Here is a 15,360-nt window from a genome sequence, read left to right on the forward strand (position 1 = left end):
ACTTTTATAGGTTCGCCGCATGTCCATTCATATCGAACGAACCGGCGGCCCGCCCGATCTGCCCGCCGCTTTCGCGCATTTTGTCGTCCACCATCTTCGCGGGCGATCCTTGGACGACAATAAAGACGAAGAAGCCAGGCGCGGAAAGTTTCCGGACTTTGCATGCTATCGCGATCTCGTGCTGATCGAGATGAAGCATCTTGAGACCGAGCAGAATGAAAGGATCAATGAGACCTACAAAAGTCGAGTGGCCGCGAATGAGGTGCCTTTCTACTATGGAAAGAGACGGCTCGACCTCAACCAATTCAGCAACGGCAGAGAAATCGCGTCGGCTATTCTCAGCAAGCTTGCGCGAACTCTGGAAACGCATCTCAGCAAGGCGAATGATCAATTCGATGATTATCGCAAGCGCAATATCCAGAAGAATTCCCTTTCGATATGTCTGCTTCTCAACTCCCAGATTGATGAATTCAGCCCCGATGTCGTGATCTACGCCGTTCAGCAGAAATTCCGGCGGCCTGGTTCTGCAGGCCAGCGCTTTCCTCATATCGACGCGGTGGTCTACATCTCGGAAAAGCACGCGCAAAAGCTTCCTGACGGTAGAATTGCCTTCGCCATCGCGCACATCGTATGCGCGCCGGCTATCGAGCAACACTGGAAGATAGAGATCGTTGAGCGCATCCTGCAGCGCTGGTCCGAATTCAGAACCGGCAGTGCGGCCGCCTCACGCCGCCCCGACGGATTTGCGAGCGTTGTCGATGTTCCGCCCGAGATGCCGCGCCACGAAGCCTGGAAACTCGCTTATAGGCGTAATCCGCATCTGCGCCCGCTTACAAATCGGCAGTTGATGGTTCACTTCCACCGCTGTGTCGGCTTCAGCGCCTTGCTCTCCCATGGCAGTTGGACGATGCCATCGCAGGAAGAGCACTTGGGTTATGTGAGAAGTTTCGGCGATGCCATCGAAGAAATAAACCATCGTGGCATCGACTTGCGACAGTTTGCGCCCGAGGGGCTAACGCCACAGGAGCGCGCACAAGCCTATGCCGGGCTGCCCCAAGAACTCATTGACCGGCTCTCGCGCAAAGCGAAGTGACGAGGCCTTCCACTCCTTGCTCGCCACCTATTCAGGAAATTCACCCCTTTAGCAGCATTAAGCCGTCCTTAGCGGCGCCCGGGCGATAATAAGCGGAAGGGTGCGCCACTATCGCTAGCCCGCTGATTTCCATCTCGTCTGACTTTTCCGATCTCGGCGGATATCGCGCGCCGCTGCCCGATGCGGCCCCTTCCGCCGATGTCGCTTCGATGGTGCGCTACCTCGCCGGACTCAAGAACGTCTTACCCAACGCCAAACAGGCGGGCCTTGTCACGGATTGGGCCATGCGATGCCTCGTCGATATTGGGTCGATTGCCGGCCATCACGACGAGCTGAAATCCAATCCATCCTTATCGGTGCAAATATTCGAAGATTGCGCCTCGCGCACGACATGACCCAAGCCGAGCTTGGCGCCTATTTCTCGGTGACGTTCCAGCAAATCCAAAAACACGAGAAAGGCATCAATGGCATATCGGCCGCTGATCTCGCTCGGGTGCGGGAAAATAACTTTCACTCAGTTAGAAGCTAGCCAGCAGCGCCCGCATTAGTGAACAGGTGACGCAGGGGAGGGGAGCTTGAAAAGAACACCGCTCGGTAGCCGCTTCATCAAGCAGCTTATCCGCGTCAATGACCAAGTATGCTTTACTGCGCTTCAGCAATGGGAATTCACGCAGCATCTCGATCTCTTGGTCTCTGCGAGTCCAAAGGAGTTCACGACCGCCGCGTTCACGACGAACCCTTTCGCGAAGAACATCTACCGGAGACTTGGGGAGCTTTCCGAATTCGCAAAGGAGGCGGAAGGGGTTGCCTTGCAGATGGGCATTATTGCGGCCGTTGAATATGTCCTTGCCTACATGGAAGAAGTGCAGCAACTCCGCGAAGAACTGGTGACTGACCCCGGAGACCTGATCACGGATGACGCCGAGGAGGAGCAGCTGCGGCTCAAAATTACGCGGTGGCAAGGTGACGCCCCGGTCGCATGGTACTTCCGGACCGTCGGTTTTTTCCGCTTGCTGCGGAACCACTACGCGCATGTGAACGAAACACCGTCGTCTGCATTCAAGACTTACGCGCGATCGTATGGCACGCCCCTGAGCAAATTCTGGGACAATGGTGTCACGGACATCCATGGGATCGATTTTGCGACGCTTGCGACGACAACCCTCACGCCGGATCTCGCCTTTGGCGCGATGAACCTGCTGCGGATTTGCGTTCAGCATATCGACGCGATGGTCGCCGATACCGTGTCGTCCACGGCTATCGTTAAATGGATGGTGTCGCGATCGCCACCGCACGAGCGTAACCTGACAAATGAGCGGCTGTCTTTAAAGGTGACCGGCAGGCTTCGCGCTGACTGGAACGTCGAAGAGCCGTTGCCGGTTGTGATGACGCATGTGGAAGACGCTATCGCCGCCGCCGCCAGCTCATGATGGCCTGTATGGGTTGGAAACGGGGCGACATCGCGTGCGACCTCGCATAAGGCGCAGGTCCTCATTGGCGCCCCAGAGTTTTGATCTCTAAGCTGCGGCGATCGCGGTCGAATCGAGGCGCGACCAATCCCGCACGCTTCAAAGATGTGTTCATGCTGCCTGGCCTGTCGCGACCACGCGCTGGGTAACAACATTCAAGAACCCGGTGCCGTGAGGCTCGCGCGCGGTCACACACTCAATGCGAAAATGTCGGTTTTTCGAGACGAAGCCTAGAATCCATGCAAACGCGTCAAGGAAGAATGCGATACTGGCGCGCGGACAATCGTATGAAGGATACGACGTAATATCTTTTGCGGAACGTAATGGTGATCGCGAGGCTCATTGATCTCGCCCGTCGTCCTACGGCGACAAGATAGGTTGGCGTCTCCAAAAGAGCGAGCAAGCGAATACGAACTGCAACGACATCCTCCGACGGGCCTTGATGAACGAGTAGAGCCAACTCGTGAAGTCCTGCGTGAACGAGATCACAGCCGGTCATCCGGGTGTGACGTAACGGTTGGAAGGGCGAACAGCACTAATGCAGCGCCGGTCGATCCGGCGATCAGGACAACCCACATGGGCCATGGCATCTTCGAATGCGTGCTTTTGATCGGGACCTGATCCGCGGAGGGCATTATGGCCAGCGGTCATGAGTACCGCAAAAGAAGGAAGAACACATGGCTGCTCCGACCAATGCTGCAAAGTGCGGATTCTTCTTGCCAACCCGGAGCCGTCCACACATGACCCCAGTGAACACCGGCGGCTTTGGATCGCAGCGGAACTTCTCGCAAGCATGCGAGCAAGCTCGCACATCGGGAACGTCGCTCAATCCCAGCTGAGTGGGCCACCGTTTCAGCGCCTTTTCGCAGATCTCCGGAGAGCGGGGTGGGGTGATGCTTCGGGACCATCGTCGCCGTCTGGCCGGCGACGGTCAGGCTACGTCGTAGCTCGGCCAGCAGCCATCTTCCTCGAGCCGGCCGGCACGCGCCGTGCGGGTATCGTCGAGGAGCCGCTGTCCGACGTTCTTCCATGCCGAGTCCGGACCGTACAAACGCACGGCATCGGCTTTCTGAATTTCGACGATAAGCCCGTAGCGGCTGCAGGAGACACGCGCAGCACGTGCCGCCCGATTTCCGACCAGCTTAAGGAGATCGGACGATTGGCTTGTTTAGCGTCCGCGCCCCGCCGCAGTTACTGCGTCCCAATATTCGGGTGGCATCTGGTCCATCGGACCGCGCGTGGGCGTCGCAGAGCGGCAGCGTCCGCCGACGCCTGCGCGGGCCATCTTTTTCATTTGCTCTCGGGTGGGCATTCGCCAGCTTGCGGTTGAACGGTCGCCATACGGCAATAGAACAGAATAGGAACAAAAGAGTCCTAGCCCCGGACGCAGGAGGGTTGGAACCCTACATTTGCAGTCCTGAGATCGCGGCATGCTATGGCTTTCTGCAAAAACCCTAATTATAAATGGGAAATCCCACACTTAACTTGGCTTTTTATGAAGCGCAGCGATCTCAGCCACACCCTCCGGGAGACCCTGAAACGGTTGCCGCCGCCATACGATTCCCACTACGGAATCGTCCCCCCGGCTCCGCCAGAAGAGGGCGTATCGGTAGCAGGAGCCATGAAAGCCCTGGATGCCGCCCAAGCGGCCTTCGGCAAGGTCGATGCCATCGCCGCCCAGATGAAGGACCCCTACATCGTCAGCCGTGTGCTGACCAGGCGCGAGGCGGTGAGTTCGTCGTCGATCGAAGGTACCCAGAGCACCCTCGACGAACTGCTGTCCGTCGAGGAGACGGGCGACGAGGGTGCCAGGGATGAAGCGCGTCAGGTGAGAAACTACGCCGTGGCGCTCGATGGATTCATTCCGCTCGCGGCGAAGGAGGGGTATGGCGTCTTCACGATGGACCTGATCAAGGATCTCCACCGCGCAGTGATGAAGGACGATCCGGACTACAAGGACGTTCCTGGCGACCTTCGCACGCGCGTCGTGTGGATCGGCGGAAACAAGGACATAGCGTATTCGAGTTTGAACCCTCCGCCTCCCGCGGACGTTCACAGCTGCCTCGCTCAAACCGTCGACTTTCTACGGAACGAGGGAATGCAGCAGATGACTCAAGGGTTCATCACGCGCATGGCGATTGCGCACACTCATTTCGAGGCGGTCCATCCCTTCCGCGATGGCAACGGGCGCGTCGGTCGTCTCCTCCTTCCGCTCATGATGGCGGCCGAGAAGCACGTCCCGTTGTACCTCTCGCCATATATCGAGAGCAAAAAGGGTGTGTACTATGCTTCGCTCAAGGATGCTCAACAGCGGCTGGACTGGCAGCCGATCATTACGTTCATGGCTGACGCCGTGACCGGCACGGTCGACGAGCTGATCCGGACCCGTGGGGCGTTGTCCGAACTGTCCGATGTCTGGAGGGAGCGCCGCAAATTCCGCAAGGGGTCGGCGGCCGCACGCGCGCTTGACGAGCTTCACAACTATCCGGTCGTGACAGCCAAGCGGCTCGGTGAACTTCTGGACATCAGTCCTCCGCAGGTCCACCAGGCAATCGCTCAACTGGAAGAGGCGGGAATTCTGGAAGAGCGCACTGGTTACTCGCGCAATCGCGTGTACGCCGCTACCGAAGCTCTCGGCATCATTAACCGGCCGTTCGGCGAAGAGCCTCTCCTTCCCGATCAGATGGATCCGGACGAGGTGCCGGCCGGTCCCAAGGGGCCATGACCGGCATTAGATTCGTGCACCCGGCAGCCGCGCTTCCGAGCGCTCTCTGCTTTGTTCACCGAAGGCTACTCCCGCGATGGCCATGTCGAAGATGCTTCGATCGTGTCGCAGTCCCACGCTAGGCTGTCGCGGTCGAACACTAAGGCCGCGCGGACCGGTCATCGTAGTGCCGATACCAGCACCATGATGATGCCGGCGCTCATGCGCCGGTCACCCCACAAGCAGGGATGTGCCGTTGCTTCGGGGTTGGCACGCTCTCGTCCATCAGGATCTTGCGTCCGTCGGGAAGCCAAACCGCGTTCAAACTCAAGGATCTCGATGCTGCGATCGCTTCGCCGGAGTCTGCCGAAAGCGGGCCAATCGCGCTGGAGTTGCAAGCTTAACTGGAGCCTTAGAGGCGTGTTCAGGAGAACCTTGATCGGACCCATACCGTCGCGCCGGCATCATCCGCGCTCGAGGCGCCTCAGGTGACAAGCGCGGGTATCTCAACGCTCCTGTTAGCATCGCGCCGCCGCCCTAGTTAACTTGGTCCACGGGCGCGTATGAAGATTTGCGCTGAGAGCGCAGCCAACCCGGATCGGATTTCTCTGATGATGGCGATCACGTTCCTTCCGGGTGGGGTATTAGGCGCCACTGCCCAGATGTTGCGAGCGGTTAGCCGTCTCGTGCACAATCCGAGAGGTCTGAGACCTCGTCCGCAATCAGTAGTTAAACAAAAAGATTATTGCACGCTTAGTTCCGAATGTTGTACACGGGGCGAGCGGCATTCGAACGCCAGGGGATTTCACGTCCTGCTTACGTGCGGTTGCTGCGACGCAGTGCGTTTAGGCTGCGGTTTTTACTGGTTCACTGCCTGAGCTTTCAAGCGACCTTGATCGGTCAGATTTGACCAAGGTCAAGCGGTAGCTTACACCTCCGTCTTGCCGGCGGTGGGAGGGAATCGTCGGTTTTTTTGATCAAGGGATTCGAATGGCGACTTTTACGATGCATATGCGCGTCGCCTCTGACCACGCCAGCTTCTAATGTATAAGTGGATTTCTCTGGCGACGAGCGCCGACCTCGCACAGCTGCCCAATCACATCACCTCCGAGTACAATCCGGACCGGGTCGCAAAGATTCTGAGCCAGGAGATCTCGGATGCGGTGAAGGGCGTGCTCATCGAATACAATTACATCGATAAGGACTATCGCAGCACCTACTATAATTTCTACTCGAAGAAGGGGCAGTATTATCGCAGCGACTGCGTGCGGCTGCATTTTTTCGACCAGACGGTGAAGTTCGATGATGCCAATGCTGCTCTAGTCTGTCCCGATCGCGAGCTCAACGATCATTACTTCGGCTACATGGTATTGCGACCGACTGGCATTGCGACAATCGGCAGGACTGTGCTCACTCCGGACATCCGCAAGGGTGCGGGTCGTTTCATCATCACTGCCGATCATAAGGTGCATTTGCTTGGCTACAAGCTTGTGATACGCGGCTTTCCGTCGATGGACCAGCATGTCGATATTTCGGTGTGCGCGCATGCTGCTTGTTGGTCTATCCTGCGTCACTACAGCGAGCGCTACAACGTTCATCGAGAATATTTGGTCCATGAGATCACGATGATGGCGCATGAATACAATCCAGGCGGTTTGGTGCCGTCAAAAGGATTGCAGATCGCTCATGCCGAACGCGTGTTTCAAGAAGCGGGCACGTTCCCTATCCATATCGCTCGCAATGCGACGACAGGTACTCAGGACCATCCATTCTATCGGCAACTGATTGCCTACATAGAATCAGGCTTCCCTCTTTTCGCCGCGATGCATTCGCGGCGCCATGCGGTTGCGCTTGTGGGATATGAGTGGCGTCAACCGGTGAAGGGTCATTCCGGGCTCCGGTATGCTTGGGATGAAGTCGAAACGCTTGCTGTTGTCGATGACAACTATCTGCCGTACATGTCCATTCCGAAGTCGAGCGGAAGTCCCTACGCGGCGGAGGCGATTGACGCCTTTATCGTGGCGCTTCCCGAGAAGGTCTACTATCCGGCAGATGCCGTTGATCGGTTGGCTCCTGCCTTGTTAAAACTTGGTCCCGCCATTGGTCTCCCGGCCACGAACGACACCATCATCCGCTACTTCATCACCACGGGCTCCTCTTATCGCCATTTCGCGCGAGAGCATGCCTCGGAATTTGATCCGAAGCTCGTGCAGTGCATCATGACCCTGCCGTACGCCCAATTTATCTGGGTGGTGGAGTTTTCGACGGAGGAACAGTGGGCTAATGGAAGGGTTGAGGCGCGGGCGGTAATCGACGCCACCGCCAGCTTGCGCGAGCCAATGCCCCTCTGGTTGTTCCACAGCCGCACCGGTGCTCTGATTTTCGACCGCGAGAAGGTTGGCCAGACCGCTGCCGGCATGGGTGGCCTGAAACTTGCCAATACCGGTCATGCAGGGTTCTCGCGGATGGACCGCAACTTGCGACCAACTCAGACGAAATAGGCGTTATCGACGGACGAGAGGCTCGTTCTAGACTTTAGGGAGGTCACGATGGCTGACGATGCACACGACAAGACCAATGAAAGACCTGAAGTGCTTCAAGGGCTTGCGCCCGTCGATGCCAAGCTACTGCAGGAGTTCCTCAAGGAGATGGATGAGCACGTGATTCCCGACATCGTTAAAGTCGTGGAGGAGAGGCGTTTGCAAGCGGCTGAAAGCCGTCAATGGCAGCTAAAATGCTGAAAGAGCGGCTTATTTGAGTGGTTTCTTCAGCCGCTCGTAAGCCGCGCGTACGATTGCTTCCACTGCTTCTGCGGCGTCAGCATCCAAGGCCGGATCGGCGCGCAAAAGGCTAGAAATTTGGACCATGGGCTCTGGCTGGCTTGCGCGATAGGGCGCGTTGACAAAATCCGAGGGATTAAGCCCCGCCCAGGCGGAAAGCGCGGCCAAGCTGGCCGCGTCAGGACGCCGTCCCTGCGCCATCCGCGTTAGGGTCGAAGCGCTAACGCCCGTTGCTTCTGACACCTCTTTCCAGCTTACATCACGGGCTTGAACCGTTGTCTCCAGCGCTCGGTAGAAGGCATCTCCGTCAAAGCCCTTGGTATCATTGGCGTTTCTTGCGTTATCAGAAATTGCCATTTAGCAATTGACTTTCTATTTCGGTTTGCCTATCTATTGCTTAATAGCAATTGAAGTTCGAAATCGCAAGGAGAAAGCTTATGGCGATTGATATCCTTGAAACGGAAGGGTCGCGGCACAGTGACCTGGTCACGGTGAAAGTGAACGAGCGTCCGGTAAAGCTGCTGGGTCCGCACGAAATCGGCGAGCAGATCAAGATCGCCGCGATCGAGCAGGAGGTTGAAATCGACAAGCACTATCTGTTGGATCTCGTCCTCGACGATGGCACCCACCGCCGCATCGAAGACCATGAGCGAGTCGAGCTCCACGATCACATGGTGTTCGTGGCGCGCAAGCCCGAACACATTGTCGTCATCACCGTCAATGAACAGCCGGTGAGCCTCAAAGGTCACTCCGCCACCGGCACGGAGATCAAGGCCGCCGCCATTGCTCAAAGTGTGGCAATCCAGCCCAACTTTGTGTTGCAGGAGGAGCTGCCTAACGGCACCAGCCGGATCGTCGGCGACAATGATGTCGTCCATCTGCGCGAACATCTTCGGTTCACGGCGATTGCGCCGGACGACAACTCCTAGGCAGAAATTGCCATGAAGGTGGAAGTTTCTGCCGCCATCGAAGATCTAAGGAAGCAGTTTCCCGCTGCCACCCTCAACACGCGGGACGATGGGCAAGGGGGCGTATATCTAACGGTCGAACCGGTAGCGTTGAGCGACCGGTTCGTCCCGAACAAGACATGGGTGGGGTTTCATATCCCCGCGCAGTATCCTTATGCCGACATCTATCCCATGTTCATCGGTGGCGACGTCCGGCGCGCGGACGGTCAGGGCTTTGCGCCGCCGGTGACTTCGGGACACGCGTTCGAAGGAAGGCCGGCTTTGCAGATCTCCCGCCGCAACAGCATGGCCCAGAACGGCAAGCAAAAAGTTTGCGCGAAGGTGCTCAAGGTTTTGGATTTTTTGGAAAGATCGTCGTGATGTCCAAGTGCAGGCTCCACATTGCCCGTTCGGACTACGAGTTACTTTGGCATCATCTCTATCAGGAGGATGGAGATGAGCACGGAGCCATCTTGCTTGCGGGTCTGTCCGAACTCGACACGATTCCGCTCCTCACTGTTCGTGAAGTGCATCCGGCTAAGGACGGAATTGACTATGTCGCAGGCAAAATCGGTCACCGCGCTCTAACGCCCCAGTACATTCATCGGCTGATTACGCGCGCTCGCGACGAGCGGCTCGTCTATTTGGCCGTTCACAATCACGGTAGCGATCGGCAGGTCGGATTCAGCGATATCGATCTCCGATCTCATGAGCGCGGCTATCCCGCCCTGTTGCAGATCGCCAAGGGCATGCCGGTCGGCGCTCTGGTGTTGGGGCGGCGCGCCATGCAGGCAGATCTTTGGATGCCAGACGGCAGCCGTCGCGAACTCGACCAGGCGAGCGTCATTGGCATGAAGATTGATCGCCTCGCTCCCCATCTGTCGAGAAATCTGGGTTCGATGGACGACCAATATGATCGCCAGATTCGTATGTTTGGTCGCGTAGGCCAGCAGACCTTGTCGCGCGCCCACGTTGCGGTGGTCGGCCTGGGCGGCATCGGTAGCCTTCTTGTGGAGTATCTGTCGCGCCTGGGCGTCGGCCATTTCACGCTGGTTGACGACGATGCGGTTGAAGCGTCCAACCTCGCTCGGCTGATCGGAGCATCGCAATCCGATGCTGAAAATCGGACGCCCAAGGTTCAGTTGGCACGGCGCTTGATTCAGCAGGCCAACCCATCCGCGCACATCGAGCACTTCAATGCCGATGTGGCTAAAGCTTCAGTCGCGGACCGCCTCAAAGGCTGCGACTATATCTTCCTTGCGGCGGACTCAATGCGGGCACGCCTGGTCGTGAACGCGTTGGTCCATCAATATCTCATTCCAGCCGTTCAGCTGGGCTCAAAAGTCCGCGCCGATGAGCAGGGGCAGGTCATTGATGCGTTCAGTGCCATTCGCCCTCTTCGTCCAGGTGCGGGTTGCCTTTGGTGCAACCAGCTGATTGATCCTAGTCTCCTGGCCAAAGAGGCCAAGACAGATGCGGAACGAAAGGCGCAGGCTTATGGCGTTGAGGAGCCGAATCCCAGCGTTATCAGTCTTAATGCGGTCTCCGCAGGGCACGCTGTGAATGATTTTTTAATGGATTATCTGGGTCTACGCGCTGATCGGCCCTTGCATTACCAGCACATTAACGCCCTGACGGGGAGGTTGCAGTTGGTGGAACCGCGTAAAGACGCTGATTGCCCGGAATGTTCGAAAGGCGGGATGCGGTTCGCTCGAGGTGATGGCGTAGATTTGCCATGTACAGAAGGCTAGCCGAAGGATCCCCTAGCAGAGGGCGATCTGAAAACGGCGGTTCGAAACCCGTCGATCGGAGTTTTGGCAACGCTTTGGGACGAGTTCCGGGGCCATTCGTGACGTGGGGTTCAATATCTTTGCGACGGCGGACATTCCAATCACCGAGAAGGGGTTTGCCGACGTAAAGGTCATTGCGGTGACGCTCATGGCTCGCAAGGTGGCCAATCTGAAGGCGGCTCTCCTGCTTGTCGAGGCCAAGCCTCATCGTCGAATCCTGGACGATCACGGTTGCGTAGTCGATATGAGCCACAGCCGAGCCGGAGGACAGGATATTTTCGGTGCCGGCGTCGATCTCGACGCCGGCATTTCGGGCCGCCGACCTCCGAGAGATCAGCCGGAAGATGCGCCGCGAGCGCCTCAGGGACGGAACTCTCCCGCTTCCTGGGGAGTTTCGATTCCATTCCGGAGCAGGGAATCGAGCCCGGGAAGTCCGATGGAACGCCGGATCCAAGATCCCCAAATCGAGACCTACTCGTTCCACGCGCGCGTTTGCCTTGGAATTGCGATCGTCGGCTTCGTGATTTTCCTCATCGGGCTGGGCGCCTTTTAGTAGGCCGCCTCAGTGGGCGGCCTCTTGCTCTCTGAGTTTTCTCCCTACGCGCTGGAAGTCTTACCGCCGTAGGAACCGTGAGCACGCAGGAGAATCGTATGTGCAGCTTTCACACTTGGAGCTGCCCATGCGATACGTTGCGTACACGGTCGATTTATATGGCGTTGCTCGCGCAGTTTATGAAATCGATGCCCCGACGGACAAAGACGCGCAGGCTCGTGCCGAGAAATTCTTAGAGACGCATCCTGCTGTAGAGGTGTGGGAGGGGCCGCGCAGAGTCGCACGGCTCGTTCGTGTGCGCGAGTCTGGTGGACAGGAAGATCAGGGCCGCGGAACGCGCGCGAACTAGTGTGGAAGAGCGCGAGCGCCGGTTCACGCTGGCGGGCCTAAGGGTCTGTACTTTTCTGCAAACTCTGTGTCGGGGTAGTGCATGACAGCCGCAATCTCAAGCCACTGGACGGCCTCGGTGAAGGTTCGGACCCGTGTCTCCGCGGCGAAGCCGTTCAGGTCGTCACCCAATAAGACCCGAAGAAGCCCGCATCCCAGAACGTGGCGATCGTGAAATTGATCTCGCTGTCGTAGAGATCTTGGAGCACGCGAGCAGTGGGGTCACTCAGCTCTGCCACGGCCTTGTGCATCTTCCTGCTCCATGGCCTCGACAAGTTCTTCGTCGTCGAGGACGTCCATAAGGTCGTTGATGGTTTTCTGGCAGTCTCGGGGGCCGGGCATCGACATAGCGGACTGGGCTTGCTTAACCGCCTCGGTAACGCGATCCGGCGGCATGCCGGTGCTCTACACTTACCCGCCGAGAAAACGCAGCTAAAAGCGGCCCGTTCCTTTGCTCAGTCCTTTGAAGGAGCTGGCGCGAAGCAATCCCTCAGAGGTGATGTCCCGGTACTCGACCTCCGCATAGAACGTCGGTTCGACCCAGGTGGCCTTGGGCTTCTTGATCGGCTTCGTCAGCTTCGCCTTCGGGCTGACTACGGTTTCCAGCGCCTTGCGGATCTTGCCGGAGGTCGTTCGGTCCCAGCCCGTCCCGACCTTACCCATGTAGACCAGGTTCTTTCCTTCCTTCTTGCCTAGGTACAGGGCTGCGACGCCCGAGGGATCTTTGATGAACCCGACCACGGGGAATTTCTCGCGCTGGACGGTTTTGATTTTCTGCCAGGTATCGACGCGGTCAGACCGGTACGGCGCATCGACGCGCTTAGAGATGATTCCCTCGTAGTTCAGCCGGCCGGCGGCCTCGAACAGCGCTTGTCCGTCTCCTTCGTGGTGCTCGCTGTAGAGAACCGGCGGATCTAGCATGTCGATCAGCTCTTTCAGTCGCTCCTTACGATAGAGCTGAGGCTTGCTCCGAAGGTCCTCGCCGTTGTGGAAGAGGAGGTCGAAGCCATAGCACAGCATCCGGTCTTGACGGCCCTTGGCGAGGTCGGCTTGCAGCCGGTCTTGACGGCCCTTGGCGAGGTCGGCTTGCAGCTCGGAGAAGTTGGTACGGCCGTCGTGGACGACGACAATCTCACCGTCGAAGATGCTCTCGCTGCGGAGCTTGAAGGAGCCGGCGATGCCGGAGAACCGCTTGGTCCAGTCGTGGCCGTTCCGGGTGAAGATCTTGGCCGCGCCGCGGTGCACATGGACTTGAGCCCGGTAGCCGTCGTATTTGATTTCGTGAATCCAGTCGCCGCCCGTTGGGGCCTTCATCTTCAGTGTTGCGAGCTGGGGTTTAATGAACCCCGGCATCGCCGCCTTGATACGCTTCGCCACTTACGCAACTCACAAAAAGGCCGCCGCTGGGGGCCAACGGCGGGCAGTATACTTGACTAATCCCACGTGTCTTTAACTTCAAAAGCCCGTCAGCGTTCCTAATAGGCCATCGACGCGGTGCAACTCTAGATTCGTAGTCTCACGCCGATCTGCGTGCGACACTGATGCATATTCGCGTTTCGGAGGGGAAGCCCGATGCGCCTAGCATTGCCTTATCTGGGAATTAGTCTATGCGCGTCGCTGGCTGCGTGGATGTCGGTCATGCTGCTTCACTGACGCGGCAGCAGATCCGCGCTCGGTGTCAGCAGCCGCACATAAGTGCCGCTTTCGTGCAGTTCTAGCCAACCCTTTTCCACGGCGTATCTGATGCCAGCACCGAACTCACTGCCGCTGCCCTTCAGCGTGAACAGGAAGGGTGCGTTGATCTTCTCGATGTGGATGTGCCCGTCCTGGACGGGCTCGACGCTTGCGCATAGTTGAACGAGCTTACGCGCCGCGGCTTCTGAATCGGCGTAGGGACGCTCTGTCGCAAACTTGGTCATGATCCTTCTAACGCTCCTCGGTCGGGTGCACCCATTTATAGGGAGTGATCTGCCTTGTCTCCGTTAGCTTGATCATGCGGGCAGGCGGAGCGTAACGGGTCGTGCGGCACGACCGGCATTAAGCTTCCAGCTTCCAGAGCGGTGTATCTTTAGGCCGGCGGATGGCATCAAGCGGAAGACTGGCACGCGTCTTACAGCGAGTGCACTCGACCTCTAGCCAAGTAAGCCCGCCGTTGAGACATTGGCCGATTGTCGGGGAGGGTTGGGCAGGGCCGTCGTAACCTTCCATCCGAATCGACCAAGCTTCGGCCTCCGCCCGGTCTGCCTCGCGAGCGGCCTGCTGGGCACGCTCGCGGGCTCCCTGGGCGTTGATTTTCGCGCCCATAATCTGGCCGCCCCAAATGATCTCTCGCGACTTTGTGCCCATGGAGAATAGATTCCCGAGGAATTCGAGCACGGCTTCGAGGGTATGACCTCAGATCCAGTCTCGCTAAATGAGCTATTGAAGGCCCGGGAGGACTTGATCGCCGAGGTATCTGGAAAGATGCCGAAGGAGCATCGGGAATTTCTGATCGGATTCAAGCTCGGGAAGCCAGATTGGGCTCTGTTGGGCGTCGATGGAGCGGCAGAGCTTCCCGCAGTCCGATGGAAGCAGATCAATCTTGATAAGCTGCGTGCCGCAGATCGCGAAAAGCTTGTGACTCAGTTGATCGCAGTGCTTAAGTGACTGCATTGTGGTGCATTCGGGCCGTAAGCGGACGGGCATCCAGTAGGGCTGTGGAGTAGTCTCGGTCGCTATAGGATAAAGCGGGAGCCCTCATCGTATGGGTCGATGGACGATCAGTCGTGAACGAGGAGCAGATTTTATCTATGCGCTTCCATAGCAAGCCGCAGCGTCTTGGGAATGCGCTGCGCTCTTCCGCCTGCGACAAACGCCACACGCACACGCGCCATAACTAGGAGATCGCTTCCGCGCCTGCACTCCTGTAGCAAGTCAATTGACGCGCCCCTCACCTCTTGTGGGAGCGTGACGACGTCAAGGACGTCGTCCAAGACCGCCGGCTTTAGAAAATCGATTGTCATCGAACGGACGACGAAGGCAAAGCCGGGCGCATCGTTCCGAGCTTCTTCGAGCAGCGCTTGCTGATTGGTTCCGAGCAGGCGCAAGTAATTCGTTCTGCCGCGCTCCATGAACCGCAAAAAATTTGCGTGATAAACAATTTGGCCGGAATCTGTATCTTCAAAATAGACCCGGACCTGCATGTGATGGCGTCCGCCGCGAATTTGGCCGTCAAGAGTGGCTGTCACGGTGCGGTTCCTCTGCTGCGCTTCAGGAATCATTGTCTTGCACAGAGGCGCTTTTCTGAGCAAGCGGCAAAAATCTCGAGCTTGGCTCCTGCAGTCGGAAGCTCAGCGCCGCCACATGAATGCCGGCATGCACTGCGCGCGGTATCGATGACGTCGCTAGTCGGTCAGATAGGTTAAATGCTGGTTACGGTTCGTACTGACTTATTTTAGCCCGCAAAATTCCGGTCGACGAAGCGGCGGCGAAGCTGCTGAGAAAGCGGACACTCACCAATCTGTATAACGAGCCCGACGTCGCGAACGCCTATGCTGATCTGGATGCGGCAGTCGCCGCCGCGTACGGCTGGGCGGCTGATATCCCCGAGGAAGAGGCGCTCGCGCGCTTGTTCGCGCTCAACCGACAACGAGCCGCA

The 15,360-nt window shown here is 57.9% G+C and carries 17 protein-coding genes and 1 pseudogene; 12 read left to right on the forward strand and 6 right to left on the reverse strand.

All coding sequences use genetic code 11. The features are described from left to right. Positions 1–19: 19 nt before the first annotated feature. The 7 genes from RAD15_RS13850 (at position 20) to RAD15_RS13880 (ending at position 8,007) form a co-directional block, all read left to right on the forward strand. Positions 20–1,093 carry a hypothetical protein gene (locus RAD15_RS13850; RefSeq protein ID WP_458178252.1) on the forward strand — a complete coding sequence of 358 codons (1,074 nt, stop codon included), beginning with the start codon at positions 20–22 and terminating at the stop codon, positions 1,091–1,093. A gap of 209 nt (positions 1,094–1,302) precedes the next feature. Beyond that, entirely contained in the window at positions 1,303–1,488 is a 186-nt protein-coding gene (locus RAD15_RS13855) for a hypothetical protein (protein WP_458178253.1), read from the forward strand. After that, a complete protein-coding gene (locus RAD15_RS13860) occupies positions 1,485–1,622 on the forward strand; it encodes a hypothetical protein (RefSeq protein WP_458178255.1) in 138 nt (45 codons plus the stop codon). The genes RAD15_RS13855 and RAD15_RS13860 overlap by 4 nt, the downstream gene beginning before the upstream one ends. Before the next feature lie 46 nt (positions 1,623–1,668). Continuing rightward, the gene (locus RAD15_RS13865) at positions 1,669–2,523 is read left to right on the forward strand and encodes a hypothetical protein (RefSeq protein ID WP_458178257.1); all 855 of its coding nucleotides are present in this window, start codon (positions 1,669–1,671) and stop codon (positions 2,521–2,523) included. 1,660 nt (positions 2,524–4,183) lie between these two features. Beyond that, positions 4,184–5,287 (forward strand): Fic family protein, encoded by a 1,104-nt coding sequence (locus RAD15_RS13870; RefSeq protein WP_458178259.1) that lies wholly within the window; start codon positions 4,184–4,186, stop codon positions 5,285–5,287. 1,022 nt (positions 5,288–6,309) lie between these two features. Next, entirely contained in the window at positions 6,310–7,767 is a 1,458-nt protein-coding gene (locus tag RAD15_RS13875; protein WP_458178261.1) for a hypothetical protein, read from the forward strand. Positions 7,768–7,815: 48 nt separating this feature from the next. Continuing rightward, the gene (locus tag RAD15_RS13880; protein WP_458178263.1) at positions 7,816–8,007 is read left to right on the forward strand and encodes a hypothetical protein; all 192 of its coding nucleotides are present in this window, start codon (positions 7,816–7,818) and stop codon (positions 8,005–8,007) included. 9 nt (positions 8,008–8,016) lie between these two features. Here the strand turns inward: RAD15_RS13880 and RAD15_RS13885 are convergent, their stop codons facing one another. Next, positions 8,017–8,403: a helix-turn-helix domain-containing protein gene (locus RAD15_RS13885; RefSeq protein ID WP_458178265.1), complete on the reverse strand. Its 387-nt coding sequence runs from the start codon at positions 8,401–8,403 to the stop codon at positions 8,017–8,019. 80 nt (positions 8,404–8,483) lie between these two features. Here RAD15_RS13885 and RAD15_RS13890 point away from each other — a divergent pair, with 80 nt between their 5' ends. The 4 genes from RAD15_RS13890 to RAD15_RS13905 all read left to right on the forward strand — a co-directional run bounded on the left by RAD15_RS13890 (position 8,484) and on the right by RAD15_RS13905 (position 11,336). Then, a complete protein-coding gene (locus tag RAD15_RS13890; protein ID WP_458178267.1) occupies positions 8,484–8,975 on the forward strand; it encodes a multiubiquitin domain-containing protein in 492 nt (163 codons plus the stop codon). A 12-nt stretch (positions 8,976–8,987) separates the two neighbouring features. Further along, positions 8,988–9,374, forward strand: coding sequence for a hypothetical protein (locus RAD15_RS13895; protein WP_458178269.1), 387 nt, complete (start codon positions 8,988–8,990; stop codon positions 9,372–9,374). After that, complete coding sequence (locus RAD15_RS13900; protein WP_458178271.1) at positions 9,326–10,744, forward strand: HesA/MoeB/ThiF family protein; 1,419 nt, start codon at positions 9,326–9,328, stop codon at positions 10,742–10,744. Before RAD15_RS13895 ends, RAD15_RS13900 begins: the two co-directional genes overlap by 49 nt. Before the next feature lie 103 nt (positions 10,745–10,847). Further along, positions 10,848–11,336 (forward strand): hypothetical protein, encoded by a 489-nt coding sequence (locus RAD15_RS13905; protein WP_458178273.1) that lies wholly within the window; start codon positions 10,848–10,850, stop codon positions 11,334–11,336. Between the two features lie 503 nt (positions 11,337–11,839). Here the strand turns inward: RAD15_RS13905 and RAD15_RS13910 are convergent. From RAD15_RS13910 to RAD15_RS13925, 4 genes and pseudogenes are all read right to left on the reverse strand, one after another. Continuing rightward, positions 11,840–11,974, reverse strand: a complete 135-nt coding sequence (locus RAD15_RS13910) for a hypothetical protein (RefSeq protein WP_458178275.1) — start codon at positions 11,972–11,974, stop codon at positions 11,840–11,842. 181 nt (positions 11,975–12,155) lie between these two features. Continuing rightward, a complete protein-coding gene (gene ligD / locus RAD15_RS13915; RefSeq protein WP_458178277.1) occupies positions 12,156–13,100 on the reverse strand; it encodes a non-homologous end-joining DNA ligase in 945 nt (314 codons plus the stop codon). 269 nt (positions 13,101–13,369) lie between these two features. After that, complete coding sequence (locus RAD15_RS13920; protein WP_458178279.1) at positions 13,370–13,642, reverse strand: hypothetical protein; 273 nt, start codon at positions 13,640–13,642, stop codon at positions 13,370–13,372. Positions 13,643–13,649: 7 nt separating this feature from the next. Further along, positions 13,650–14,069 (reverse strand): annotated as a pseudogene (locus RAD15_RS13925) (hypothetical protein). A gap of 93 nt (positions 14,070–14,162) precedes the next feature. Between RAD15_RS13925 and RAD15_RS13930 the strand changes: the two are divergent. Next, entirely contained in the window at positions 14,163–14,369 is a 207-nt protein-coding gene (locus RAD15_RS13930) for a hypothetical protein (protein WP_458178281.1), read from the forward strand. Positions 14,370–14,506: 137 nt separating this feature from the next. Here the strand turns inward: RAD15_RS13930 and ybgC are convergent, their stop codons facing one another. Continuing rightward, a complete protein-coding gene (ybgC, locus tag RAD15_RS13935) occupies positions 14,507–14,950 on the reverse strand; it encodes a tol-pal system-associated acyl-CoA thioesterase (protein ID WP_270162892.1) in 444 nt (147 codons plus the stop codon). Positions 14,951–15,360 lie beyond the last annotated feature (410 nt).

It is taken from the genome of Bradyrhizobium sp. 14AA, from assembly GCF_054185205.1.